Source organism: Sporosarcina sp. FSL K6-2383 (genome assembly GCF_038618305.1).
Taxonomy (GTDB): domain Bacteria; phylum Bacillota; class Bacilli; order Bacillales_A; family Planococcaceae; genus Sporosarcina.
In genome coordinates, this window is record NZ_CP152017.1 from 1239134 (window position 1) to 1263653 (window position 24520).

The following is a 24520-nucleotide window of genomic DNA, read 5'->3' on the forward strand; positions in this document are numbered from 1 at the left end:
ATATATGAAAAAGGTTTTAGTGACAGGAGGAGCTGGTTTTATTGGGGCTAACTTCTTGCAATACATTACTAAAGAATATAGCGATTATGTTATAATAAACATAGATAATTTGACATATGCAAGTGATTTTACAAATATCCAAGATCTAGAGAAGTTAGGAAATTATCAATTTTTAAAAGTAGACATTTGTGATGAAAAAAGTGTGTCAAAAATAATTAAAACGAATGAAATTGATACAATTATCCATTTCGCTGCTGAGTCTCATGTTGATAATTCAATTGAAAACCCATATATTTTTGCCGAAACAAATATCATGGGGACACTAAATTTATTACAAGCGGCATATAAAGAATGGTTTAGTAAGCCATTTGAGATAAAAGAAAAATATCGTAATTCACGTTTTATTCATGTTTCAACAGATGAGGTATACGGAACGCTGGAAGATAAGGGATATTTTACTGAAGAGTCAAACTATATGCCCAATAGTCCATATAGTGCGAGTAAAGCAGCTTCCGATTTATTAGTGAGAAGCTATTTCCATACCTATGGAATGAATGTGATTACAACAAATTGCTCCAATAATTTTGGTCCTTTTCAAAATAAAGAAAAATTAATTCCGAAAATTATTTTTAATGCATTAAATGATTTAGTAATCCCAATTTATGGGGATGGTAGTAATGTTCGTGATTGGCTACATGTATCAGACCATTGCGCAGCAATAAGCGCAATACTGCAAAATGGGGAAGTTGGCGAAACATACTTAATTGGCGATAATAATGAGAAAACGAACCTACAAATTGTTCATGCTATATGTGATGTTTTAGATAGAAAAGTACCTAAGGAAGTTTCCTATCGAAATCAAATTCAATTTGTAGCTGATCGTGCTGGCCATGATTATCGTTATGCAATCGACTCTTCAAAAGTTCAGCGGGAAGTAGGCTGGAAGCCCCGAATGACATTTGAAAAAGCATTAGAACACACAATTGATTGGTATTTACAAAAAATATTGTAGTGAGGGATAAAATGACTAATCATTTAATAAAATTAAAAGATATTAGTGATGAAAGAGGCAGTCTAATTACAATAGAAAACTTAAAGGAAATACCATTCGAAGTGAGACGTGTATATTACTTATATAATTTAACTGCTGATAAAGCTAGAGGATTTCATGCCCATAAAAAATTAAAACAACTTTTTATATGTGTACATGGGTCTTGTAAAGTTTTATTGGATGATGGGATCAGTAAGAAAGAATACCATTTAACGAACCCAAATCAGGCTGTCTTGTGTGATAGTTTAGTTTGGCGTGAAATGTTTGACTTCAGTAATGATTGTGTATTTTTAGTGCTAGCCGATCAATTTTTCGATGAAGAAGATTATATTAGAGATTATGCTCAATTTTTAGAATTTCAAAAAGGGGAAATCTCATGATAAAATTTTTAGATTTAAAAAAAATAAATATACGTTATGAAACTGAATACTTGGAAATAATGAAGAGTTTTTTAAATAGCGGTTGGTATATAAACGGTGATATGTTGGAGAAATTTGAACAAGAGTTTTCAAAGTACTGTGGAACAAAATATGGTATTGGAGTAAGTAATGGACTTGATGCTTTGAAACTAATGTTGCAATCCTATGATATTGGAGAAGGGGACGAAGTAATTGTTCCAGCAAATACTTATATTGCAACGATTTTAGCAATCACACAAGTAGGTGCTACTCCTGTATTAGTAGAACCAAATTTCCAATCATTTAATATTACGTTAGCCAACATTGAAGAGTCTGTTACAGAAAAAACAAAAGCTGTAATTATTGTCCACTTATACGGTCGGATTGTGACCGAGGTTAAGGAAATTAAAGAGTTCTGTCAAAAAAACAATTTGAAGTTATTTGAAGATGCAGCACAGTCTCATGGTGCCGAATTAGATGAAGTTAAAGCGGGGAATTTTGGAGACGCTGCTGCATTTAGTTTTTATCCCGGAAAAAACTTAGGTGCTTTGGGAGATGCAGGAGCGATCACGACAAATGATTTGAGTATTGCCAAAAAACTTTATGCTTTAAGAAATTACGGTTCGTTTGTGAAATATGAAAACGTATATCAGGGCTATAATCATCGATTGGATGAATTGCAAGCTGGTTTTTTATCACTTAAGCTAAAGGATTTAGATAAAGACAATGAGATTAGACGAGAGATTGCAGCTAGCTATATAAAAGGAATTAACAATCCGCTTATTTCGTTACCAATCCCAAGTGAAAGAAAGGAAAACGTGTGGCATGTATTTCCTATACTTGTGAAAAATCGCTCTGCTTTTATAGAGTATATGAAGGAAAATGGTGTTGAAACATTAATTCACTACCCGATACCTCCACATAGGCAACAGGCCTACAGGGAGCTGAATGATTTACATTTTGAGATAACGGAAAGTATTCATGAAAACATTGTAAGTCTTCCAATTTCTCCTGTGCATACGTATGAGGAAATTGAAAGTGTTATAGCGATTGTAAATCGTTATAAAGCTTGAACTAACTTTCAGTAAGTATTAATCTGAATTATAGAGAAGGTGGGGGAGGAATGCATCAAGTTGTTTTAGAAGGAGAAGTTGTGAATTTAAAACCCTACAGCCCATCAGATAGAGAAAAGGTAATTGAACTAAGAAATACAGCCAGAGGGCAGTACTTCTTAAATCAAGGATTCGTTTCTACTATTGAAACACAAGTGGAATGGGAAAAGGGATATTTCTCCCGAGATAATGATTTTTATTGGATTATTGAATGTAAAGAAACAAAAGAAATGATTGGTACTACGGCTTTATATGATATAACTGATCAAGATGCTGAAAAAGGCCGATTAATCGTTGATGAGAAAAAATCTATGAGGAAGCCTTATGTGTTAGAAGCAGAATTATTAATACTTAAATATGCATTTGAGAATTTGAAGCTCCGTCATTTAATAACACGAACAAAATTAGACAATGATAAGATGAAATCTATTAATATACGTTTTGGCTTTAAAAAAACAGGTGAGTGTATTATAAATCAAGAGGTATATGAACATTTCTTATTAGAAGATTATCATCCTGATTCTCTATTAAAATACCAATCAATTGTGACTAAATGGAGAAAAAAAGAGGAGAAAAAATGAACGAACAACCACTAGTAAGTCTAATAATTTCTGCTTATAATCATGAGAAATATATTGAAGAATGTTTAGAAAGTATAATGAATCAAACATACAAAAATATTGAACTGATTTTGTTTAATGATGGGTCAAAGGATAGTACCCATGAAAAAATTTTAGGTTTCAAATCTAAGTTAAAAGAACGGTTCACCGCATTTGAGTATATTAACAAAGAGAATGAGGGAATTAGTAAAAACTTTAATATAGGCATTAAAAAAGCAAAAGGAAAATATATTAAAACATTTGCGTCAGATGATTTTCTATTCGAAAATGCAATCGAATTATTAGTGAATGGTTTAGAAAATGAGCCGGATTTTGATATTGCCTATGCGGATGGCTATTATGTCTATGCCGAAAATGAGCGTTTGATTGAAAAGGATTTAACAAAATGTGTTAAATTTTCTGGGAAAGCTACATATATTTCTGGAAATATTCATGACCATTTATATGATATTTTACCACATATGTCCTCTTGGACAGTTTTATTTAAAAAGGAATGTTTTGATAAGTATGGACTGTATGATGAAAATTTAAGATGTGAGGATATGGATCTTTACTTGAGATTTTCGAAGGAAAGCAAATTCTTATATTTAGAAAATGATGTTGCTATACATCGCTTACATGATAACAATGCAGGTTTCATTCCAGAGATTATGATTTCTAGTGTTGAACGAATGATTGAAAAATATACACAATCCAATTTCTTTGAAAGTGAATTGCATAAGCGGAAATTAGAGAGATGGTTAATTTTCACCAAACGAGTGTTGTTACCCCTAAACTTTAGTCACCTAGACATTGGAAACAAAAAAGTATTTGTATGGGGCACAGGTGAATACTGTAAAAATAACATTCATTTAGTTAACAATGAGATAGAGTTTTTCCTTGACTCCAATCTCCAAAAAGTAAATACAGAATTTATGGGTAAGCTAGTTAAGCATCCTAATGAGATACTGAACTATAAATCTAGTGAAATCTTTATTTTAGTATTGAGTACATTTGTCGATGAGATATTTGAATGGTTAGAGGATAATGGATTGAAGTTAGGGGAGAATTATTATTAGTTCTTTAATTCTGAAACCAGAAGTATCATTTGTAATGCCCTTTTATAATAACAAAAGAGATTTAGAAAAGGCGATAAAGGGTGTTTTGGATAATACAACGGATTCCACCGAGGCCGAGCTAATTTTAGTTGATGATGGTAGTGAAGATGGTAGTATTCGAATAGCGCAATATTACACAGAGAAATATGATTTTATCAAACTACTTGTAAATGAAGAGAACTTGGGGCCGGCAAAAGCATTAAAAAAAGCACTCCAATTTGCTACTGGAGAGATTATTATCTTCACTGCTGCCGATGATATTTCATTTAAGAATCGTACTAGCGAAGTCGTAAATATTTTTCGCGAATATGAGGATGTTGGCATTGTTGTTAGTGAGGCAGAGATTATTAATGAGGCTGATCTTCCAACAGGAGAATATTATAGTTTGCCAAGTAGTTTAAACATTGGTAATGCTTTTCTTTATCAGTTAAAGAGAAATTATTGTCTTGGAGCTACAATGTCTATTCGAAATAGACAGGATTTATTTGCTAAAGAAAACTTTTTGGAATTGATTGATGACTATCAGATTAGTTTAGATTATCTGTTAGCTGGGTGGAAGATATATCCTCTAAAAGAGGTTCTTTTACAATATCGTGTGCATAACCAAAGTGTTAGTTCTCGAAAGAAAGACCTTCATTTAAAAACATTGTCCACTTTAACTCAATATGCCGCTGAGAAAATTGATAAAGTACTCATTAGCTCAGGAGTTTTAAAAGATGAAGCAAGTTTAGCATTGGGGATTTTTGAATTATTCAAGGGAAATCGAGCAAAAGCGGAAAATTATTTCAATAGAATTGATGTTTTGTCAAACACCTTAGATAGGCAGTCTAGAGTTGAATATTACTTTTATCAAGGTATTTTTAAGTACGAAAGGAACGAAATAGGGGAGGCGTTAAAGGATTGGAAAGAAGTCCTTCGATTGCAACCGAACAATTTTGTAGTTTTAAATAATTTAGGCGTGCTACTGCTATCTACGGATAAAGGGGAAGCAGAGAGGTTAATAAAAGAAGCTTGCGACCTTAATCCGAGCTACTTGGATGGTCATACTAATTTAAAAATGATTACTAATGACCTAGCGGGAGAATTGCTTATTACGCAGAGATTGTTATCAAATAGTTTAATAAAAAGAAATAATTACTTGAAGGAATCATGATAGTCGAATAATAAACATAAACCACGACTTCTCATGCTACTCGATAGGTAAAAAAATCTTGTTCAGATACAATGATTTGAAAGAAATTTTGATTAATTGATGTTAATAAAATAGTTAGGGGACGGGAAAATGAACACTGACAAGTTAAAATTTATATTCGCAGAAGCATTAGAAATCGACGAATCTCTTGTAGTGGATGAATTAGCATACAATTCAATCGCTGAATGGGATTCAATCGCGCATATGGCGCTTGTAACAGAGATTGATGATCAATTTGATATTATGCTAGATACAGATGATGTGCTGGATATGAGCTCATTTGCAAAGGCAAAAGAGATTTTAGCAAAGTATGAAATTTCATTTGACTAAGGAGAATTTATGATGCGATTGGATGGGCAGGTTGTATTGGTAACGGGAGCATCGCGCGGAATTGGACAGGCTACTGCTAGTTGTTTAGCTAAAGCAGGTGCGCAAGTTGTCATTCATGGACGTTCTGAGGAAAATCTTGTTGAAACATCAGAACAGATTCTAGCTCAGGGTGGCCTAGAGCCTTTTCGAGTCATTTATGATGTGCGTGATGATGAGGCGACAAAACAAGCTTTTCTTCAAATCAAAAAGACTTTTGGGCGTTTAGATGGGCTTGTGAATAATGCAGGTATTATGACAGAAGGATTGCTCATGATGACAAAGACAACTGACGTTCAACAGATGATGGATGTCAATGTCATGGGGGTGCTTCAACATATGCAATTGGCGTCCCGGTTAATGATGAAAGAGCGTGTTGGATCAATTGTGAATTTTAGCTCAATCATAGGCATTCATGGAAGTGAAGGAAGTGTGGCCTATTCCGCAAGTAAGGCTGCAATCATTGGTGCGACTCTGTCTGCTGCTAAGGAGTGGGCGAGTGCAGGTATTCGTGTGAATGCCGTTGCTCCAGGGTTTATCGAGACGGATTTGACAGCCCATTACGAAGGTGAGAAAAAGAAGCAGTTACTCGAAGCGATTAAGATGAATCGCTTTGGTCGAGTAGATGAGGTGGCAGATGTGGTTCTTTTCTTGCTGTCCGGTCGCTCTTCTTATGTAACGGGGCAAGTGATTGGCGTCGATGGAGGCATGGTGATTTAACCATGTCTTTTTTGTTATAGTAAGAGATACGAAAGGTGTGGGAATCATGTTTTATGAGAAGTGGGATTTAGGCAATCGACCAGCTGTTGTGACACCAGGACGAACGTACACATATGAAGAATTGAATAGTGATATAGAAGAGTTATCCAAGGGATGGAAGACAAAACAAAAAGAGCTTGTAGTGCTTCTTTGTGAACATACGTATGAAGTATTAGTCGCTTATTTAGCAGCACTTCGTACGGGACATGCGATCATGTTGGTGAGCTCGGATTTGGCTGATGATTTGCTTGTGGGAATCATTCAACGATATCAACCGAAGTGGATCGTTGGGTCACGAATGCTAGCAGGCTATGAGCAAGTAGAGTCGTCTATTTGGAACAGATGTAGTGTGGTAGACGTCACTATTCACCCTAACCTGGCAGTTTTACTGAGCACATCTGGAACGACAGGCAGTCAGAAGTTTGTTCGATTATCGTATGCGAATCTCCAGTCGAATGCAGAATCGATTGTCACTTATTTGCACCTCGATGAACAACAACGAGGTGTAGCGAATTTACCGTTATCATATTCGTATGGTCTATCTATTATTAATAGTCATTTGGCAGCCGGTGCAACGATTTTATTGACGGATGAAAGTGTCATGGCAAAGTCATTTTGGTCGTTCTTAAACGAACAACGGGCAACTTCGTTTGTAGGTGTACCTTTCACCTATCAAATGTTGCAACGAATTGGTTTTTTGAAAATGGATTTGCCACATTTACAAATGTTTACGCAGGCAGGTGGTCGGCTGGATGAGCGATTAGTGAGGCTATTCGGCACGTATGCAGAGGAAAATGGAAAACAGTTTTATATTATGTATGGGCAGACGGAAGCGTCGCCGCGCATGTCGTATATACCTCCCAATCGCCTGTCGGAAAAGACCGGTTCGATTGGAATTGCTGTCCCTGGTGGCTCATTTAGTCTTGATTGTGATACAAGCGAACTGATTTACGAAGGACCGAACGTCATGATGGGCTACGCGGAATCAGGAAAGGATTTAGCAAAAGGCGATGACATGCAAGGTGTTTTGCATACAGGGGATTTAGCAACGGTTGATGACGATGGATTTTATACCATCATAGGTCGATTGAAGAGGTTTGTTAAATTATTTGGGTTACGTGTCAATTTAGATGAAGTGGAGAAAAAGCTAGAACAGGAACTTCAGGCTGCTGTCGCATGTGCAGGAAGTGATGACCGAATGGTGATTGTGGTGGAATCAGAAGAGTCGGTAGCGGTTGTGAAAGCATATTTGGAATCTGACTATCGGCTGCATAAATCTGCCTTTCGTATTGTTGTTGCAGCGATTCCACGGATGACCAATGGAAAAACAAATTATCGGGCGATAAAGGATGATTTAGTATGATGTATCCATATGATTTAGCGAAACAGGAAAAAGAAAAATTTCTTGTCCAACAACTGAATGAATTGACAAGTCGTCATCTTGAACATAGTTTGGAGTATCAAGCAATGATTGAAAAGAGTGGGGGATTTGTTCAGGCACAAGCGTTGAATGAGTTGCCATTTATCCCGGTTCAATTGTTTAAAATGATGGATCTTTTATCCATTCCGCGTGAAGCAGTTGTGAAAGTACTGACTTCAAGTGGTACGACTGGACAGCAGGTGTCGAAGATTTATTTGGATAAAGAAACTGCAGCGAGTCAAACACGTGCCCTTGTAGAAGTGATGAAGCCAGTATTGGGTGAAAAACGGCTGCCGATGATCATTTTAGATACAAAATCGGTATTGAAAGATCGAACATCTTTCAGCGCGCGTGGAGCCGGGATTTTGGGTTTTTCTAATTTTGGACGAAAACATTTTTATGCGCTGAATGAGGATATGACGGTCGATTGGGATGGATTACGTCGTTATTTGGACGAGCATCGCGGGTCTAGGATTTTGCTGTTCGGCTTTACTTTCATGGTATGGAAATATTTTTATCAAGAAGCTAAGAAGCAAAATATTCATCTTGATATGGGAGAGAGTATTTTAATTCATGGCGGTGGTTGGAAGAAGCTTCAAGATGAAGCAGTGGATGCCGATATATTTAAAAGAGAGTTAAAAGAACGTTTTGGAATTCAGCATGTCCATAATTATTATGGAATGGTGGAGCAGGTCGGCTCGATTTTTGTGGAGTGTGAGCAGGGACATTTGCATACGCCCAATTATGCCGATGTAGTGATTCGTGATGCGATTACGTTTGAACCACTTCCGAATGGAGAACAAGGATTGATTCAGGTGATAAGTGTGTTACCAAAAAGTTATCCTGGGCATTGTTTGTTGACTGAGGATTTAGGAACAATTTTAGGGGAAGATGATTGTTCTTGTGGTTGGAAAGGAAAATATTTTACTGTGGCAGGACGGATTCCCAAAGCAGAATTACGCGGGTGTAGCGATACGTTTACATTTGACCGGAAGGGAGAGAATGGCTAATGCGTTTATTTTGGCCGAAATTACTGGAGTGGCGCGATGTTGTTGTTGATTTGCAAAAAAAAGAGACGCTAATGCCCTTTCATCCTCAAGTATTGTCATTTGTTCAAGCACTTTCGATGCGATTGATCCGGATGCGAGCCTATCCCGAAGTTGTGGCACTTGGGTATTGGCTACGAAAAGCACATATTCACGAAATGAAAGAAGCTTGGCTCGAGGAAACGAAAAATCGGTTTGTAAAATCACGCGGAACTGTGTTTCATTTGGCACCATCGAATGTTGATACGATTTTCATTTATTCTTGGATGTTGTCGTTGCTAGCGGGGAATCGGAATATTATCCGTGTATCGGGAAAGGAACAATTGCAGACGAATGCGTTGCTTTCCGTGATCATCGATGTGTTACAAGAAGCAGAACATACGATGATTGCTGAACGAACAATTGTGTTGACATATGACCATGATGAGCAAATGACGGCTTTTTTAAGCAGTGAGAGCCACACACGTGTTGTATGGGGAGGGGATGACACGGTAAAGACCATTCGACGTATCCCACTCGCACCGATTGCAAATGAACTTGTATTTCCTGATCGGTTTTCGTTAGCCGTGTTGAATGCTGAAGCGGTGCTACACGCGAAATCCGAAGAGAAAGAGCAACTACTGCAACGATTTTATAATGATTCGTTTTGGTTTGATCAAATGGCTTGTTCATCACCAAGATTAATTGTTTGGACGGGTTCTAATGAAGTCATTGAGGCTGTACAAATAGAATTTTGGTCTTTGTTTGATCAAGTTATTCGTGAGAAAGAAGCAGAACTCATGTCTGCAATCCAAGTACAGAAATTTGCAACGGGTTTAGCGTTAGCCGCGGAAGTGGAAACGAAGGAATTCAAGCATGGGACGACATTTTCCAGAGTGTCATTTGAACGTGTACCGGCCAATGTTCGTGAACGACATTGTGGCGGTGGTTTGTTTTTTGAATGTAAGGCAACTGAATTAGCGGAAGTAAGCACGATGATTGTGGATAAAGACCAGACAGTTAGTTACTTTGGTTTCTCAAAAGAGGAATTGGTTGCATTTGTAGAACAGGTCCCAACACGTGGCATCGATCGCATTGTGCCAGTTGGACAGGCATTGGATTTTGATGGTGTTTGGGACGGACAAAGTTTCTTAAAATCGTTTACGAGGGAAGTTGTGATTTTGTGATGAAATGGATGCAGATTAAGGAAGAACATCTGCAGTTGATTTTAGATTGGCGGACAAGTGGAGTTGTCACGCGCTATATGTATACGGATATTCCGTACAGTATGGGTAATCAGTGGAAATGGCTGGATGGTATTCGGAAAGATAAAAATGGATACTACTGGGTGATTTCTTATCGTGAAGAGCTAATCGGCTTCATTTCCATTACAGCAATCGATTGGAAAAACAAACGAGGATTTTGGAATTTTTATATTGGGAATATGAAATATGCGATGTTGGCTGGTTTTTTAGGACCGTATATGTACAATTATGCATTTATTGAATTAGGGCTTGAGAAACTTATGGGTGAAGTGATGGATAGTAATGAAGGTGTTCTGAAGCTACATCTGAAGCAAGGTGCACAGGTAGTTGGGAAAATGGAACATCATATTTTGAAAAATGGGCAGTGGCACGATGTCTATTTATTTGAAATGACGAAAGAACGATGGGAAGAAGTAGGACAGAAATATAAAAAATATGTGGCGGAAGTGATTCTATGAAAACAATCGTCATCATTCAAGCACGCATGGGGTCATCCCGCCTGCCGGGTAAAATATTGAAGCCATTGGGCGATGCTGATGTACTAACATATGTCACATCTCGCTGCAGGAAGATTCAAGGTGTTGGTGAAGTTATCGTAGCGACATCACTTTTACCGCAGGATGATGCTGTGGAAAAGTGGTGTACAGAAAATGGGGTAGCTTGTTTCCGCGGTTCGGAAGATGATGTGCTGGATCGCTATGTGCAGTGTGCAAAACAATATGAGCCTGAGTATGTGATGCGAGTGACCTCAGATTGCCCGTTTGTCGATTATGAAATGGCGAATGACATTGTTGCAATCATGGAGCGTGTCGATATCGTCGATGTAGTAGGGGATATGCCGCGAGGGCTTGCGGTGGAGCTTATTTCTTATGAGGCACTGCTTTTTATTCATGAAAATGGGCAGGAGGAAAGGCATCGTGAGCATGTGACGTATTATGCGTATGAGTACCATGAACAGTTTCAACGTGTGAGCTACAGTGTTCCAGTGAATCGGCTTTATCCTGAACTTCGAGTTACGCTTGATACAGTGGAAGATTATGCGCTTTGTCAGGCGGTTGCAAGTCATTTTAATAATCCACTTGTATCAAGTTCGGATGTTATTCAATACTTAGTCGAGCATCCGGAAGTAGCAAAGTTGAATGCGCATATCGAACAGAAGCCGGTGATTTGACATGAAGGTGCTAATTAGGACAGATGCTTCTATCGAAATTGGCAGTGGACATGTCATGCGTTGTTTGACGATTGCTGATGCATTGCGTGCACGTGGTTGTAGAGTGGTATTTATGATGGAAGAGTTGCCGGGGAATTTGATTGGGCTCGCTCAATTAAGAGACTTTGAAGTGGTTCATGATTTTCAGTCGGCAGATTTGTGTATCATTGACCATTACGGGATTGATGAGCAATGGGAGCAGTCGATTCGTCCGTTTGTGAATAAGATTGTCGTAATTGATGATTTGGCGGATCGTCAGCATGATTGTGATTTATTGTTGGATCAAAATACCGTGCCTGATTTTGAAGTTCGATATGATGCGCTAGTGTCAAGACATTGTGTGAAGTTGTTAGGTTCAACGTATTTAATCATGCGTGAGGAGTTTGTGCGTGAACGTCAACAAATGCGTGAACGGGATGGAACTGTGGAGAGGTTGCTTATTTTTATGGGAGGCACGGATCCGACGAATGAGACGTTGAAAGTATTGCGTGCTTTGCAAAAGGTAAATGTGACGTTTGCACATATTGATGTTGTTGTCGGTGGTGGCAATCCGAACCGGATAGAAATTGAAAAGATTTGTTTACATGAAGATTTTCATTTTCATTGCCAAATCGATTACATGGCGTCATTAATGGCACAAGCAGATTTCGCAATTGGAGCTGGCGGGAGTGCGACATGGGAACGTTGTTATGTCGGATTACCTTCATCGAGTACGATCGTTGCGGAGAATCAGATTGTTGCAACGGAAACGGCTGCTTCTTTGTGGGCTGTTTGGAACATCGGCTGGCATGAAGAGGTGACAGTTAAAACCTATCTACAATTGTTAAAGACTCTGTCAAATCGACAGAAAGAGTTGCAAGAGATGAGTGTAAACGGGTTGAAATTGACGGGAAGTCCAGAAGGTCCCAATCTCTGGATTGAAAAAATAATGGAGTTGATATAGGAATGAAAATTGGAACTCGAGAAATTGGACGAAGTGAAAGGCCATTTATTATCGCAGAGATGTCTGGCAATCATAATCACTCACTCGAGCGTGCTTTAAAAATAGTTGACTTGGCGGCCGAGGCTGGCGCGGATGCAGTGAAATTGCAAACGTATACGCCAGATACGATGACGCTTGATATACATATCGGTGAATTTTTTATAGAAAGTGACGCGAATTTGTGGAAAGGGCAGTCGCTGTACAATTTGTATAAAGATGCGTACACACCTTGGGAATGGCATGAAGCTATTTTTAATCGTTGTAAGGAGCATGGCATGCTCGGTTTCAGTTCACCGTTTGATGAAACGGCAGTTGATTTTTTGGAAACGCTGGATGTGCCTGCTTATAAAATTGCATCATTTGAAAATGTGGATATTCCGTTAATAAAAAAAGTAGCTGCAACAGGGAAACCTATTATTATTTCGACAGGAATGGCATCTATTGCTGAACTAGATGAAGCTGTACAAGCCGTTCGTTCACAAGGGAATGACCAGCTTGTTTTGTTGAAATGTACAAGTACGTATCCCGCAACACCTGAAAACTCGAATATCGCAACGATTCCACATATGCGAGAATTGTTTGACCTAGAAGTTGGGTTATCTGACCATACAATGGGTGTTGGGACATCGATTGCAGCAGTGACGCTAGGCGCAACGGTTATTGAGAAACATTTTACTATATCACGTGCAGAGGGCGGCGTAGATGCGGCATTTTCAATGGAACCACATGAGTTAAAACTATTGGTGGAAGAAACAGAACGAGCTTGGGATAGCTTAGGGACTGTGACTTACGGTCCGACAAATGCAGAAAAACCATCATTGGAGCATCGACGTTCGCTTTATATAGGAGCAGATTTGAGAGCGGGAGACGTGTTAACGAAGGACAATGTACGTGTTATTCGCCCCGGACATGGACTTGCACCAAAGTATTTAGAGTTGGTTCTTGGTAAAACAATAAAAGTTGATGTAGCTAAGGGAGCTCCAATGAGTTGGGAGCAGTTGCTATGAAAAAAAGAGATACATTCTTATCCTATGGTAGACAAACAATAGACGAAGAAGACATTGCGGCGGTCGTGGAAACATTACGGTCGCCTTTTTTAACACAAGGACCGAAAGTGGAAGAGTTTGAACAAGAGGTTGCAGACTATGTCGGGGCAAAGTATGCCGTCGCCTTTTCAAATGGAACTACAGCGTTGCACGGGGCTTGCTATGCGGCAGGGATTGGCGACGGGGATGAAGTGATTACAACACCGATTACGTTTGTAGCGACATCGAATGCGGTGCTGTATTGCGGTGGCACCCCAGTTTTTGCGGATATTGATGAGCAGACGTATAATATTGATCCGCTTGAAATTGAAAAGAAAATAACGTCTAAGACGAAAGCTATCATGCCAGTGGATTTTACAGGGCAGCCGGTTGATTTGGATGCCATTATGGAGATTGCTAGTCGTCATAATTTAATTGTCATTGAAGATGGAGCACATTCACTTGGGGCCACTTATAAAGGGCGTAAAATCGGATCTCAGGCTGATATGACGATGTTTAGTTTTCATCCAGTCAAACCGATAACAACAGGTGAAGGCGGAATTATTACTACTAATTCGGAAGTGTTTTATGAAAAGTTAAAATTGTTCCGTAGTCATGGGATTAGTAAGACACCTTATGCTATTGAGCAAGGGGATTGGTATTACGAAATGACTGATTTAGGGAATAATTATCGCATGTGTGATATCCAGGCAGCATTAGGCGTATCTCAGATGCATAAAATTGATGGGTTTATTGAACGACGTCGCGAAATTGTGGCTTTGTATAATGAGAAGTTGGCAGCGATTCCAGGTATTATTTTACCAAAACAATTGGAAGAAACGAAATCAGGTTGGCATTTGTATATGATTCAATTGGATAGCCAAGTATTTAACAAGTCTCGCAAGGAAATTTTTACTGAAATGCGTGAACAGAATATTGGTGTCCATGTTCATTATATACCTGTGTATTGGCAACCTTATTATAGAGAGTTAGGCTATGAAAAAGGACTTTGTCCGGTTGCTGAGCAATGGTATGAACAGGCATTGACTTTACCGATTTATCCGGGGATGACGGATGGAGATGTGGGGGATGTTGTTGGTGCACTAAGGGAAGTAGTTAGATAATTGAATAGGCTTACATTATAGTTTATACATTTTTAAGATTATTAGAAAAGGTTGATTGAATTGATTGATACTTTTTAGGTAATATAGTATTCTATAAATAAGAACATTAGTTCTTCTGTTGTTCTTCAAAAGTATAACTTGAAAGGTGGTGGAAAAGTGTGTCTATATACATTGTCAATACAGGGCCAAATAAAGAAGTGCACAGATCAGCACATGTAGAAACAGCGTGTAATATTCATCTGATTGCTCCAAGTCATCGATTAAATACTGACACGGATTATACGGTTCTTTACCCAAAAGAGTACGATGGTTGCGAGCATTGCTATACGGAAAAGCATTGGAAATAAAGTGCAAGTATTTTCAATGGATGTAATAGCCCCGGATTTGTCCGCATTCTTGAAGTGTGGACGAATTACCGGGGTTAAAAACAAAGAATAGTAAAGGTTCTTTTAGGGATGCGGGAGAATGGCCAGTGGTGGTTGCTATAGGGAGTGAATTCCTCATTGCAATACTATCAAAAGGTATTTTCAATGCTCGAATCCTAAAAGGGGGAATGTATATGCTTACATGCCATGTTAAAAAGGTGAAAATTATTCTAAATCACTTGGTTGTTAAAGCACTTCTCCTAGCATTGGGTATGTGGTCAAGTTTCCCGCAACCCTAAGAGAATCCAAATAAGGCGTAAAGGACACCATAACGTAAAGGGGTTCAAACCGATAGCGCTCACGAAGTAATCATTCAGGACTACCGATATACCATTGAAATTTGAAACCTTCACAAGTTGACGGTATGATTGCAATAACATAAATGGTGAATAGACTAAAGAAAAGTATACAGGTTGGAGGATGGAAGATGTCTATTGAAAATCAGCTGATTATAAAGGTTGATGGGAATAGTGTCGATGCTGGACGAATTCCGGTGTCTGTACTGGAAAAGGTATTGAGGGGCGCACAGCAAGCTATCTTCATATTGGGGGAGCAGCAACTATCAGAAGGTGCTCTAATGAGGGAGAGAGGGCCAGTTCCCAAAAAAGTGAAAGAAGAATTTACTTTGGAACTTGTAGATACTTCCACAGGTAGTTTTGTTATGAACCTGGATTTACCCACTACCACGCCAAAGACTCTACAACAGAAGGCATTTGGGACTTTTCATTCTATTATCGACCTCTTGGGTGATGATAAACCAAAAGAGATACGTAAACTTATCGACAATCCACAAGTTTTGCAACGTATTCTGAAATCAATAAAAGAGATGCTTCCGAAGCAAGATGAGTATGGGCTCATTATAAAAGGTAATCAAACGACTTTCACAAATCGTATTTCAACTAAAGAAATCAAGGTAGTGGAAAGGCTTCTTGGCAAACCGCTAGAAGAAGCACGAGAATTAATAGGGAAAATAGTTGAAATTAAAATACATGGTGAATCCTATATAGGAGTTTTTAATGGTTCTCGGGTTATTCGTTGTTTTACACAGGATATTGAGAGTGAAGTATTTCAAATGATTGGAAAAGAAGTACTTTTAAAAGGAGAAGCTGTATTAACGAATACAAATGATATTCAAGAATTGACTACAATTGATGAAGTCATTGTCGCTGATCCGGGAAAATGGTTTATCTCAAACTTCCAATACGTTCAAAAAACTTATGAAATGGTAGATTCTTTTAATGTTGAGTTGGATTATATTGAGGGCTATTGGACAATTACCCATGTGCCACTAGGATTATATATAAGTGAACTAACTCTTCGAGAAGTGATTGAAGCTTGCTATTTGGAACTGAGTTTTCTTTGGGAGGAATATGTCCTATCAGATGATAGTGATCTAACTAAAGATGCGATTGAACTAAAAAAATGTATCCCCCGTTACATTGAAAAGGTGGTCCCGTCTGTATGAGTACTCGAAAAGTAAAGCTGATTAGAAGTTCATTGGAAAAGAAGGGCTTTTCGTTAAAAGAGACCCATCACTTTATGTACACTCTTTATGTAGATGGGAAGAAGACATCGATTCGAACACGATTGAGTCATGGGTTGAAAGAGTATGACGATCACTTATTAGGGCAAATGTCAAAACAATTAGCGGTAACGAAGGAGGAATTGCTTGATCTAATTGATTGTCCAATGAGTTATGAATCTTATGTTGAACTTTTGCGAAATAAGCAGGCTATTAAATGAGTATTACGGACGGAGTTCATCTGTAATATTAAGAGAGTAAAAGCGACTTCCATAGTACACACAAAAATACCCCAAATCATAGCACATTATTTAGAGTATTTTTTGTGTGGAAAAGGTTTTAAATGGAATATTAAATTTAAGAATTTTTGCGATTGTTATGGAAAAACCGGAACAAGTACTTTCCGTTGATAAAGAAAACCTACCCAATCATTATCGTTTTTTGCTGCAACGAATAAATGGATATGCAAGTACATATTCAACTAAAGCAATCCTATGTTTTGATTCACAGGATGAAGGTAATGACCAAATAATATCTAATAAAATGAAGAACTATTTATTTCGTTCTTCTGAGGGAAATAACTGTAACTCGATTGTCGAGTCTGCTTTTTTTGTAAGTTCAAAAGTAGAAGATGGAATTCAATTGGCAGATTTTTGTGCAGGAATTGTTCGGCATTACAATGAAACTGTATTTGGTAATGAGAGTCCCGATAATTTCCAACAGTGGATTCATGATTTATATGCTAAGGTTCAACTGCAAACATGCACTGTCTTCTCACCTAATGGTGATCAGGAACTGTTCCCGATTTATAAAATGCCAGCTCGATTCTTTAAATTAACATAATATCTACTTCCAATGGATATACTCATGATAAGGGTGGCTCTGACTAGGAGCTGCCTCGTGCTGGTCTTATTTTTATTGGCGGAATAGGTACCTTTTACATCGTGATTCTTCTAATCAACAACTCCCCCTACTCCCGAAAAGGATCATCACTGTAAGCTATTTGATGCTTACATTTAAACCTTAAACCGATTAACCGCCAAACTCAATTCCTCACTCAACTCTGTCAACGTTTCTGCTGCATCAGTCACAGACTGAATGGCACGCAGTTGTTCGTCTGTTGACGCGCTCACTTCTTCACAGGCAGCTGCTGTTTCCTCTGAGGTTGCCGCCATTGTTTGAATGGTTTCGGCGACATCATCTTTGTGAGTTGCCACTTTTTGGATTTCTTCATAGACAGCATCGATGGAATCCTGCATGTCAGCCATCAATGTAGAAATTTCTCCGAACGTAATTTCAGTGTCGTTGACGACAGTTCCTTGGCACTGGAAGTTTTCGCGTGTGTCGTTCATTTGCTGAGTGACGAGCTGAGACTCTGCCTGCAATTCTTGAACAGTCACTTTAACTTCTTCCGTTGATCGTGCAGATTGCTCCGCAAGCTTGCGAACTTCATCAGCAACAACGGCGAATCCTTTACCATGTTCACCTGCGCGTGCAGCTTCAATACTGGCGTTTAAAGCTAGTAAATTCGTTTGTGAGGAAATTTCGGTAATTGTTTCCATAACCCCACCAATTGCTTTTACTTTCGTTTCAAGGGTACCAATGACTTGGGACATGGACTGTAAATTAGTCTCCCAATCACCGAATGATTGCTTCAGCTGTTGCATTTGGCCTTGACCATTAGCATTCATATCTCCGGCTTTCGTTGCAATATCGGACATAACGCCTGCTTTTGCAGTGATTTCGTTAATTTGCTGACCGAGTAAATCTGCACGCTCAGTAACGATTTCTGCGTCTTCGGCAGATTTTGATGCACCATGTGCAATTTCATTAACTGCATGTGCCACTTCTTCGCCGGATGCACTCGTTTCTTCGGCGACAGCACTCAAGCTTTCCGAACTTGCCCGAACATTGGAAGCTGAGTTATTGACGACGGTAATAATCGCGTTCATATTATCAATCATTGTGTTGAAATTACGACCTAGTTCACCTATTTCATCCTTTGTTTGAATGTCGGTTCGAACGGTTAAATCACCTTGAGAGACAGAGTCCATGAGTGAATTGACTTGTCCAAGTGGTTTAATAGTCCGGCTGATGAGGAAATAGAGTGCAACAAAGATGACGAGTAATGTGATTAGGGCAACGGTAATCATGGAAATCCGTAAATTATTTGCCATTGCGTCAACCTTTTCTTCATCATAAATAGCCGTAACCTTCCATCCGACACTTGGAATGGTTGAGTAAATAAGCGTTTTAGCTACATCTTCAAATTCATAATGAATAGTACCTCGCTCAGCCCCCTCATACATTTGGGCAATGAATGGATAGTCTATGAGGTTTTCTCCCTCAAATTCCGGATGAACAATAGCTATCCCATCTACATCGAATAATGAGGGGTAGCCGTCATAGCCAATCTCACTCGCACTGATTTTATCGGTTAATGCAGCGAGCTGAACGTCTAGACCGACAACACCAATGACTTTACCATTTTCTTGTACAGCTTTTGAAGCACTGACAACAAATTGCCCAGTTGCTTGGTCTATATAAGGACTAGTCCACTGAACAATGTCAGGGGTAGCAGCAGCTGACGTATACCAACTGCGTGTCGTTGGATCAAAATCTGTTCCGAGATCTGCGTAAGGCATAATAATGGTTTGTTTAGTTGGTAGTGCAAAATAGACTCCCGATGCATCTGTGTAAGGCGTAAGGAAGTTTTTAAGCGTTGTATTTAGTGCTTGGAGCGTGTCATTTCCCGCATCGTTATTCATATTAGCAAACTCAATGACCGTTGCTGAGGTAGAGAGTTGGGTAATACCTTTCTCGTATTGACCGAGAAAGTTCTCGATCGCGTAACTCATCTCGTTGACGAGTGCACTGCTTGAGTCAATGACGCTTTTATCCGTACTTCTTTTTACTTGTGTGCTACTAATAGCCGTCATAACGGAGACACCGATTAGAAATAATACCATAACTGTCATAATAATTTTCGTCTTAATAGATTTGAACATATCGCGCCCTCGCTTTCTCTCTAAAATAGTCTTACTATATGAATTTCGGTTTATCTATTCGTTTGTTTAGATAAACCGAAAAGTGAGAATAGTAGTTATTATTTAAAGTACCCAATTGTAATTATGTAGAAACCTGCTGGACAAACTTCTGTTTGCAAATAAAGATGTTTAATTCAGAGGGGAAATTGGAATTCATAAGCGTTTCAATACTTTTTATTCCCAATTTACTCAACTTCCTTTTATGGTTGCCGATATAAATTATAAGTAAGTTCTCGAGAACAGGGAGGTTTGAGGAATGGTAAGTCGTATGGATGGTGGAACGGTGACACGGCAAGCAAGGGTTTCAGTTGAAAAAGCAGCTCCGGACATGGAAGTTATGGTAGCGCAAACACAACCAGTTGCTGAGCAAACACAGCCGCAAGCTGATCAAGAACAACAATTCCCGGCGGAAAAAGCAAAACAGATGACGGACAGCATGAACACGTTTTTAGGAAGCGCGAACACACAGCTTCGTTTTAAGTTTCATGAGGGACTCAATGAATATTATGTAACGATTATCGATTCGAAAACAGATGAAGTCATTCGAGAAATTCCATCAAAAAAATTGATGGACATCCATGCGGCAATGCGTGAGTTTGTAGGTTTACTCGTAGATCGAAAAATATAAGTAGAAGGTGTGAAGGATTATGAGAATTGGTGGATTAGCATCAGGGATTGATACAGACTCAATTATTAGGGATTTAATGAAAGCAAATCGGATACCGCTCGAAAAAATAACACAAAAGAAATCCTATTTAGAAATGCAATTGGATGCTTATCGTAGCGTAAACCGTGATTTGACAGCAGCAAGCAATAAAGTTGGAGATACATTACTACTTGAAAAGTCTTTTATGGCGAAAAATATTACGATTTCTAATCCGGACGCAGTAAGCATTAAAAGTACAAGTTCAATAGCCGATTTTACAGGAACAATTTCAATTGAGCAGTTAGCTGCGCAAGCTACATGGCAAAGTACGGGCAGTGAAGCAACTAAAGGTAAAAGTGGAAATGAAACTTTGTCAAGTCTAGGGATTAATGGAACTGAAATTATCATTCAGGCACCCAATGCAAAAGGTGTTATGGAGGATAAGAAAGTAACAATCAATCCGGCGACGGATACCATCGATTCATTGATGACTAAAATAAGTAAAAATACAGATGTCAATGCGTTTTATGATTCGTTTAGTGGTAAATTTGCATTTACAGCTAAAAATAGTGGAGCTGGTACAATTAATGTGACAGGACTTGCAGGAACAGAATTTGACGGAACAGGCAAAGCGGGTCAAAATGCAATGTTTACATTTAACGGCCTTCAAACAGAGCGTTCTACCAATTCATTTGAAATCAATGGTTTTGAAATTACGTTAAAACAAGCTACGGGAACACCGGCTGTACCTGGTACTGCTGTAACCTTCAGTTCAACTCCAGATACTGATACAGTAGCTAATGCAGTCATTGGATTTGTCAATGATTATAATAAAATGATTGAAGAATTAAATGCGAAGATTCGCGAACCTAAATATCGTGATTTTCCGCCACTTACTGCTGAACAAAAGAAAGAAATGAAGGAAAATGAAATTAAGCTTTGGGAAGAAAAAGCATTAAGTGGAACACTTCGCAACGACCCGACGATTTCAAGTATGTTAATGAAAATGCGCCAAGCGTTGAATGATAATGTCATAGGTTCGGATGGAGAAAAAATACGTCTCAGCGATCTTGGTATTACAACGTCTACGAATTACAAGGATAATGGGAAACTGATTATTGATGAGACAAAACTTCGTGAAATGATTGCAGAAAATCCAAGCAAAGTATCTGAACTGTTCACAAAAGCAGAAACTGGGCTTGCTACGACATTCCGTAAGGCTGTTGATGAAGGACAGTCAGCGATTGCTAAATTAGCTGGTAGTGTTGGAGCAGGAAACGATACATTTACTTTAGGCAATACAATGAAGAGCATGAATGAACAAATTGAACGTTTTGAAAAACGCATGAAAACGGTTGAAGATCGACTTTGGAAACAATTCACTGCGATGGAAATGGCGATCAATCGTGCAAACGCACAGTCTGCACAACTGCAAAGTACACTCGGCGGTGTATAATAGTAGTAAGTATAGTACAAAAGGAGACATAAAATGGCTGCAAATAATCCATATGCAACGTACCAGAATAACTCAGTTAATACATCTACGCCCGGTGAGCTAACACTCATGTTGTATAATGGCTGTTTGAAATTTATTGAACAAGCAAAAAGGGAACTGCATGATGGCAATATGGAAGGAAAGAACAAGTCTATTAAAAAGGCGCGGGCAATCGTTTCTGAGCTGATGCTAACGCTTGATATGTCCTATCCGGTTTCTAAAAACATGCTCATTCTCTATGAATTTGCTAACAGTCGTCTCATTGACGGCAATATTAAAAATGATAGTGCTCTTTTCGACGAAGCTTCCTCTATCATTATGGAATTTCGCGATACGTGGAAGCAGGTTATTCAGATTAACCGGCAGAAGCAGTATGCGAATGTGGATGAGATATGATTCGGCCAGCGATGGTCGCTTGGCGTGACGTGACGGAGAAATTGTTGGCATTGGCGGCAGGTGAGATTTCTGAAGAACAGCGAGATGCTATGATTTTGAGCATTGAAGGATTTTTAGATGATCGGGACAAGCTACAAGCGCAAATTGTTGCACCGTTTACTTCTGAAGAAGAATCGTTCGGCAAGGAGCTTGTCGCAATGGAGGCAGATGTTCAGAAAAAACTAGCCTTGTTCACCAAACAAATCCGTGTGGATATTTCCGAAAGTCAATCAAAAAAAGACCATATGAAAAACTACATCAATCCCTACAGCAATGTAGCACGTGATGGTACGTTTTACGATACGAAACAATAATCAGACCTTGGTAGAGGATTTCTTTCTCTACTAGGGTTTTTTACATTGTTTATGGCGGTTAAAAGTATAATGAATAATTAGTTAGTTCCTCCTATGTGAATGGTGATTCATTCATGATACATTTTACATAGTGATTTATTCAGACTGTTCAAGAATAATGGCTGTTTACGGAACGTTTATGAATGGATATAAAACGATTAAAGCAGAATGAAACATATGAAGAAGTGATATGGAATCGTCCTGATCCTTGGGCGATTTTTTTACAACTTCGGTTGTCAGTTAATTCGAATAAGTTGTTGAGCACTATAGAAAAAATCTTCATGGGGGATGAAAAAATGAATCATGTAGAGACAATGCGGCAGAAGGAATTTGCGAACAAGAACTTTATTCTATTTATAACGCTCGGTGGTTCGAGTTTCGTTGGTCTACTCTTTTATATCGTAACGGGTCTAGGAATGTTGAAAACGGTTAGCATGGCCATACCGGTTGTCATCACGCTGTTATTTTATGGACTAGCAAAAAAGGTGACAGTTGTGGAACGATGGTTTCCCTGGGTTGTTCTTGGTGTGACAGCCTTTGCAGCGCTCTTAAATGGAGTTGTTGGAGAGCCTTCGATTGCGACAGCGGGAATTGCTTTTTTCATTGCCGGGATTGCGAGTGTGCATTTGTCGATGAGGATTATGACGTATGGGTTTGCGTTATCGCTTGCCGTTTTGGGAGTATTCATTGTGAATTATCCTTTTCAGGATCAGATTGCAGATAGTAAGGGCAGTTTGGCACTCGTTCTCATTTTAATGGCAGTAGGGCTTTTCATTCAAATCAAGCAGACGAAAAAGCTGGAGGAGCAAGTGAATTTATTTACAGCTAAGCAGGCAAATCATGCGCAAGAGCAATCGGATAAGCATCGCGCACTTAATGCAAATGTGGAGCAAGTGGCGGATGATTTGACGGCGATTGGGGAGACGGCTACACGCCATTTGACAGCGCAGAAGGAGTTGCTAGACATTATGAATAGTGTTGCAGCAACAGTTGAGCAGGAAACGGTACAAATTGCGAAAATTGCTGACAATACGGAGCGGACGCAAAGTGATGTGAGCGACATGCATAAGGAAACACGGACGATGAATGAGGATACAGCAAATTTGCGCTTGGAGTCTAGTGAAATTGTAGATTTGATGCAAAATTTGCGAGGTGGGATGCAAGAAGTGCAGTCATTGCTTGACGATCTGAACGGCTCGTTCGAGGCGCTAACGGAAAACATCGACAAGACGAATACACTTGCAAAGTCGATTGCGACGATTACTGAGCAGACGAATCTTTTGGCATTGAATGCGTCGATTGAGGCGGCACGGGCAGGTGAAAATGGTAAAGGCTTTGCAGTGGTAGCCGATGAAATTCGTAAGCTGGCGGGACTAACGGCTGTTACGCTTACGGAAATTAACGGCAATTTAGCCGATGTCAATACAATGAACGAACGCTCACGCAACAATTTGACGAGCAGTACAGGAAGACTTGTGACGCAGACGGCATTGACGGTGGATGCGGAAGCGAAAATTGGTCTCATGCACCATACATTGAATGAGCTTCATCAGAAATTTGGGATGTTCGATGAGAAAATGGCGTCAATCACACGGGAGACGACGGATATCGGACGTATGACAGGGACATTTGCCGATTTGTTGACCGAATCAAGTGCATCACTCGAGGAAGTCAATGCGACGATTCATACAACCGTTGCTGATAATGAACAAATCGTTGCCACATTAGATGGGACGATGAGGCGTACAAAATTGCTGGCAGAAATTCGATGAAAAAATGACCATCTGGTATACTGAAAGAAATGTGTAGTGATGCGATGAGTGTCAATTTATTGATAGTGGTCTAGGTGGTGCAAAGCTTTTTGCGGAGGAACTTAAATTGCGCAAACGCTTTGAAATGAATTTGGGTGAGGTTTGAAGAAAATTCGTCACAATTCGACAAAATTAAAAAA

26 protein-coding genes are annotated in these 24520 nt (G+C 39.0%); 25 read left to right on the top strand and 1 reads right to left on the bottom strand.

Translation table 11 applies throughout. The features are described from left to right. Positions 1-4 precede the first annotated feature (4 nt). The 20 genes from rfbB (at position 5) to MKZ10_RS06305 (ending at position 17436) form a co-directional block, all read left to right on the top strand. A complete protein-coding gene (gene rfbB / locus MKZ10_RS06210) occupies positions 5-1012 on the top strand; it encodes a dTDP-glucose 4,6-dehydratase (RefSeq protein WP_342508861.1) in 1008 nt (335 codons plus the stop codon). Positions 1013-1023: 11 nt separating this feature from the next. After that, entirely contained in the window at positions 1024-1431 is a 408-nt protein-coding gene (locus MKZ10_RS06215; protein ID WP_342508863.1) for an FdtA/QdtA family cupin domain-containing protein, read from the top strand. Further along, positions 1428-2522 (top strand): DegT/DnrJ/EryC1/StrS family aminotransferase, encoded by a 1095-nt coding sequence (locus MKZ10_RS06220; protein ID WP_342508864.1) that lies wholly within the window; start codon positions 1428-1430, stop codon positions 2520-2522. The genes MKZ10_RS06215 and MKZ10_RS06220 overlap by 4 nt, the downstream gene beginning before the upstream one ends. Positions 2523-2572: 50 nt before the next feature. Then, entirely contained in the window at positions 2573-3142 is a 570-nt protein-coding gene (locus MKZ10_RS06225; protein ID WP_342508866.1) for a GNAT family N-acetyltransferase, read from the top strand. Further along, a complete protein-coding gene (locus MKZ10_RS06230; protein ID WP_342508868.1) occupies positions 3139-4239 on the top strand; it encodes a glycosyltransferase in 1101 nt (366 codons plus the stop codon). Before MKZ10_RS06225 ends, MKZ10_RS06230 begins: the two co-directional genes overlap by 4 nt. 10 nt (positions 4240-4249) lie before the next feature. Next, complete coding sequence (locus MKZ10_RS06235; protein ID WP_342510052.1) at positions 4250-5431, top strand: glycosyltransferase; 1182 nt, start codon at positions 4250-4252, stop codon at positions 5429-5431. A 129-nt stretch (positions 5432-5560) separates the two neighbouring features. Then, positions 5561-5800, top strand: coding sequence for an acyl carrier protein (locus MKZ10_RS06240; RefSeq protein WP_342508870.1), 240 nt, complete (start codon positions 5561-5563; stop codon positions 5798-5800). Positions 5801-5809: 9 nt separating this feature from the next. Then, complete coding sequence (locus MKZ10_RS06245; RefSeq protein ID WP_342508872.1) at positions 5810-6556, top strand: 3-oxoacyl-ACP reductase family protein; 747 nt, start codon at positions 5810-5812, stop codon at positions 6554-6556. A gap of 46 nt (positions 6557-6602) precedes the next feature. Further along, the gene (locus tag MKZ10_RS06250; protein ID WP_342508874.1) at positions 6603-7958 is read left to right on the top strand and encodes an AMP-binding protein; all 1356 of its coding nucleotides are present in this window, start codon (positions 6603-6605) and stop codon (positions 7956-7958) included. Beyond that, on the top strand, positions 7955-9025 hold the full coding sequence (locus MKZ10_RS06255) for an acyl-protein synthetase (protein ID WP_342508876.1): 1071 nt from the start codon (positions 7955-7957) through the stop codon (positions 9023-9025). The genes MKZ10_RS06250 and MKZ10_RS06255 overlap by 4 nt, the downstream gene beginning before the upstream one ends. Next, positions 9025-10227: an acyl-CoA reductase gene (locus MKZ10_RS06260; protein WP_342508878.1), complete on the top strand. Its 1203-nt coding sequence runs from the start codon at positions 9025-9027 to the stop codon at positions 10225-10227. The genes MKZ10_RS06255 and MKZ10_RS06260 overlap by 1 nt, the downstream gene beginning before the upstream one ends. After that, positions 10227-10763 carry a UDP-4-amino-4,6-dideoxy-N-acetyl-beta-L-altrosamine N-acetyltransferase gene (gene pseH, locus MKZ10_RS06265; protein WP_342510055.1) on the top strand — a complete coding sequence of 179 codons (537 nt, stop codon included), beginning with the start codon at positions 10227-10229 and terminating at the stop codon, positions 10761-10763. Before MKZ10_RS06260 ends, pseH begins: the two co-directional genes overlap by 1 nt. Then, the gene (locus MKZ10_RS06270) at positions 10760-11476 is read left to right on the top strand and encodes a glycosyltransferase family protein (protein ID WP_342508881.1); all 717 of its coding nucleotides are present in this window, start codon (positions 10760-10762) and stop codon (positions 11474-11476) included. Before pseH ends, MKZ10_RS06270 begins: the two co-directional genes overlap by 4 nt. A gap of 1 nt (position 11477) precedes the next feature. Then, complete coding sequence (gene pseG / locus MKZ10_RS06275) at positions 11478-12458, top strand: UDP-2,4-diacetamido-2,4,6-trideoxy-beta-L-altropyranose hydrolase (protein ID WP_342508883.1); 981 nt, start codon at positions 11478-11480, stop codon at positions 12456-12458. Positions 12459-12460: 2 nt separating this feature from the next. Then, positions 12461-13504 carry a pseudaminic acid synthase gene (pseI, locus tag MKZ10_RS06280; RefSeq protein WP_342508885.1) on the top strand — a complete coding sequence of 348 codons (1044 nt, stop codon included), beginning with the start codon at positions 12461-12463 and terminating at the stop codon, positions 13502-13504. Then, positions 13501-14646, top strand: a complete 1146-nt coding sequence (gene pseC, locus MKZ10_RS06285) for a UDP-4-amino-4,6-dideoxy-N-acetyl-beta-L-altrosamine transaminase (protein ID WP_342508887.1) — start codon at positions 13501-13503, stop codon at positions 14644-14646. The genes pseI and pseC overlap by 4 nt, the downstream gene beginning before the upstream one ends. Positions 14647-14804: 158 nt before the next feature. Further along, positions 14805-14993, top strand: a complete 189-nt coding sequence (locus tag MKZ10_RS06290) for a hypothetical protein (RefSeq protein WP_342508889.1) — start codon at positions 14805-14807, stop codon at positions 14991-14993. A gap of 505 nt (positions 14994-15498) precedes the next feature. Continuing rightward, positions 15499-16536, top strand: a complete 1038-nt coding sequence (locus MKZ10_RS06295; RefSeq protein WP_342508891.1) for a hypothetical protein — start codon at positions 15499-15501, stop codon at positions 16534-16536. Continuing rightward, the gene (locus MKZ10_RS06300; protein ID WP_342508893.1) at positions 16533-16814 is read left to right on the top strand and encodes a hypothetical protein; all 282 of its coding nucleotides are present in this window, start codon (positions 16533-16535) and stop codon (positions 16812-16814) included. Before MKZ10_RS06295 ends, MKZ10_RS06300 begins: the two co-directional genes overlap by 4 nt. A 106-nt stretch (positions 16815-16920) precedes the next feature. Next, entirely contained in the window at positions 16921-17436 is a 516-nt protein-coding gene (locus tag MKZ10_RS06305; RefSeq protein WP_342508895.1) for a DUF3800 domain-containing protein, read from the top strand. 173 nt (positions 17437-17609) lie between these two features. Here MKZ10_RS06305 and MKZ10_RS06310 read toward each other — a convergent pair whose 3' ends face one another. Beyond that, complete coding sequence (locus MKZ10_RS06310) at positions 17610-19601, bottom strand: methyl-accepting chemotaxis protein (protein ID WP_342508896.1); 1992 nt, start codon at positions 19599-19601, stop codon at positions 17610-17612. 295 nt (positions 19602-19896) lie between these two features. Here MKZ10_RS06310 and flaG point away from each other — a divergent pair, with 295 nt between their 5' ends. From flaG to MKZ10_RS06335, 5 genes are all read left to right on the top strand, one after another. Beyond that, on the top strand, positions 19897-20268 hold the full coding sequence (gene flaG / locus MKZ10_RS06315) for a flagellar protein FlaG (RefSeq protein WP_342508898.1): 372 nt from the start codon (positions 19897-19899) through the stop codon (positions 20266-20268). A 19-nt stretch (positions 20269-20287) separates the two neighbouring features. Continuing rightward, positions 20288-21742, top strand: a complete 1455-nt coding sequence (gene fliD, locus MKZ10_RS06320; protein WP_342508900.1) for a flagellar filament capping protein FliD — start codon at positions 20288-20290, stop codon at positions 21740-21742. A gap of 33 nt (positions 21743-21775) precedes the next feature. Continuing rightward, positions 21776-22177 carry a flagellar export chaperone FliS gene (gene fliS, locus MKZ10_RS06325; protein WP_342508902.1) on the top strand — a complete coding sequence of 134 codons (402 nt, stop codon included), beginning with the start codon at positions 21776-21778 and terminating at the stop codon, positions 22175-22177. Then, positions 22174-22530, top strand: coding sequence for a hypothetical protein (locus tag MKZ10_RS06330; protein WP_342508904.1), 357 nt, complete (start codon positions 22174-22176; stop codon positions 22528-22530). Before fliS ends, MKZ10_RS06330 begins: the two co-directional genes overlap by 4 nt. Positions 22531-22712: 182 nt before the next feature. Beyond that, entirely contained in the window at positions 22713-24341 is a 1629-nt protein-coding gene (locus MKZ10_RS06335) for a methyl-accepting chemotaxis protein (RefSeq protein WP_342508907.1), read from the top strand. Positions 24342-24520: the final 179 nt, after the last annotated feature.

What these genes read in the sequence shown, in the direction of transcription:
- rfbB (WP_342508861.1), top strand. Translation starts at nt 5, where the DNA reads ATGAAAAAGGTTTTAGTGACAGGAGGAGCTGGTTTTATTGGGGCTAAC.
- MKZ10_RS06215 (WP_342508863.1), top strand. Translation starts at nt 1,024, where the DNA reads ATGACTAATCATTTAATAAAATTAAAAGATATTAGTGATGAAAGAGGC.
- MKZ10_RS06220 (WP_342508864.1), top strand. Translation starts at nt 1,428, where the DNA reads ATGATAAAATTTTTAGATTTAAAAAAAATAAATATACGTTATGAAACT.
- MKZ10_RS06225 (WP_342508866.1), top strand. Translation starts at nt 2,573, where the DNA reads ATGCATCAAGTTGTTTTAGAAGGAGAAGTTGTGAATTTAAAACCCTAC.
- MKZ10_RS06230 (WP_342508868.1), top strand. Translation starts at nt 3,139, where the DNA reads ATGAACGAACAACCACTAGTAAGTCTAATAATTTCTGCTTATAATCAT.
- MKZ10_RS06240 (WP_342508870.1), top strand. Translation starts at nt 5,561, where the DNA reads ATGAACACTGACAAGTTAAAATTTATATTCGCAGAAGCATTAGAAATC.
- MKZ10_RS06245 (WP_342508872.1), top strand. Translation starts at nt 5,810, where the DNA reads ATGATGCGATTGGATGGGCAGGTTGTATTGGTAACGGGAGCATCGCGC.
- MKZ10_RS06250 (WP_342508874.1), top strand. Translation starts at nt 6,603, where the DNA reads ATGTTTTATGAGAAGTGGGATTTAGGCAATCGACCAGCTGTTGTGACA.
- MKZ10_RS06255 (WP_342508876.1), top strand. Translation starts at nt 7,955, where the DNA reads ATGATGTATCCATATGATTTAGCGAAACAGGAAAAAGAAAAATTTCTT.
- MKZ10_RS06260 (WP_342508878.1), top strand. Translation starts at nt 9,025, where the DNA reads ATGCGTTTATTTTGGCCGAAATTACTGGAGTGGCGCGATGTTGTTGTT.
- pseH (WP_342510055.1), top strand. Translation starts at nt 10,227, where the DNA reads ATGAAATGGATGCAGATTAAGGAAGAACATCTGCAGTTGATTTTAGAT.
- MKZ10_RS06270 (WP_342508881.1), top strand. Translation starts at nt 10,760, where the DNA reads ATGAAAACAATCGTCATCATTCAAGCACGCATGGGGTCATCCCGCCTG.
- pseG (WP_342508883.1), top strand. Translation starts at nt 11,478, where the DNA reads ATGAAGGTGCTAATTAGGACAGATGCTTCTATCGAAATTGGCAGTGGA.
- pseI (WP_342508885.1), top strand. Translation starts at nt 12,461, where the DNA reads ATGAAAATTGGAACTCGAGAAATTGGACGAAGTGAAAGGCCATTTATT.
- pseC (WP_342508887.1), top strand. Translation starts at nt 13,501, where the DNA reads ATGAAAAAAAGAGATACATTCTTATCCTATGGTAGACAAACAATAGAC.
- MKZ10_RS06295 (WP_342508891.1), top strand. Translation starts at nt 15,499, where the DNA reads ATGTCTATTGAAAATCAGCTGATTATAAAGGTTGATGGGAATAGTGTC.
- MKZ10_RS06300 (WP_342508893.1), top strand. Translation starts at nt 16,533, where the DNA reads ATGAGTACTCGAAAAGTAAAGCTGATTAGAAGTTCATTGGAAAAGAAG.
- MKZ10_RS06310 (WP_342508896.1), bottom strand. Translation starts at nt 19,601, where the DNA reads ATGTTCAAATCTATTAAGACGAAAATTATTATGACAGTTATGGTATTA.
- flaG (WP_342508898.1), top strand. Translation starts at nt 19,897, where the DNA reads ATGGTAAGTCGTATGGATGGTGGAACGGTGACACGGCAAGCAAGGGTT.
- fliD (WP_342508900.1), top strand. Translation starts at nt 20,288, where the DNA reads ATGAGAATTGGTGGATTAGCATCAGGGATTGATACAGACTCAATTATT.
- fliS (WP_342508902.1), top strand. Translation starts at nt 21,776, where the DNA reads ATGGCTGCAAATAATCCATATGCAACGTACCAGAATAACTCAGTTAAT.
- MKZ10_RS06330 (WP_342508904.1), top strand. Translation starts at nt 22,174, where the DNA reads ATGATTCGGCCAGCGATGGTCGCTTGGCGTGACGTGACGGAGAAATTG.
- MKZ10_RS06335 (WP_342508907.1), top strand. Translation starts at nt 22,713, where the DNA reads ATGGATATAAAACGATTAAAGCAGAATGAAACATATGAAGAAGTGATA.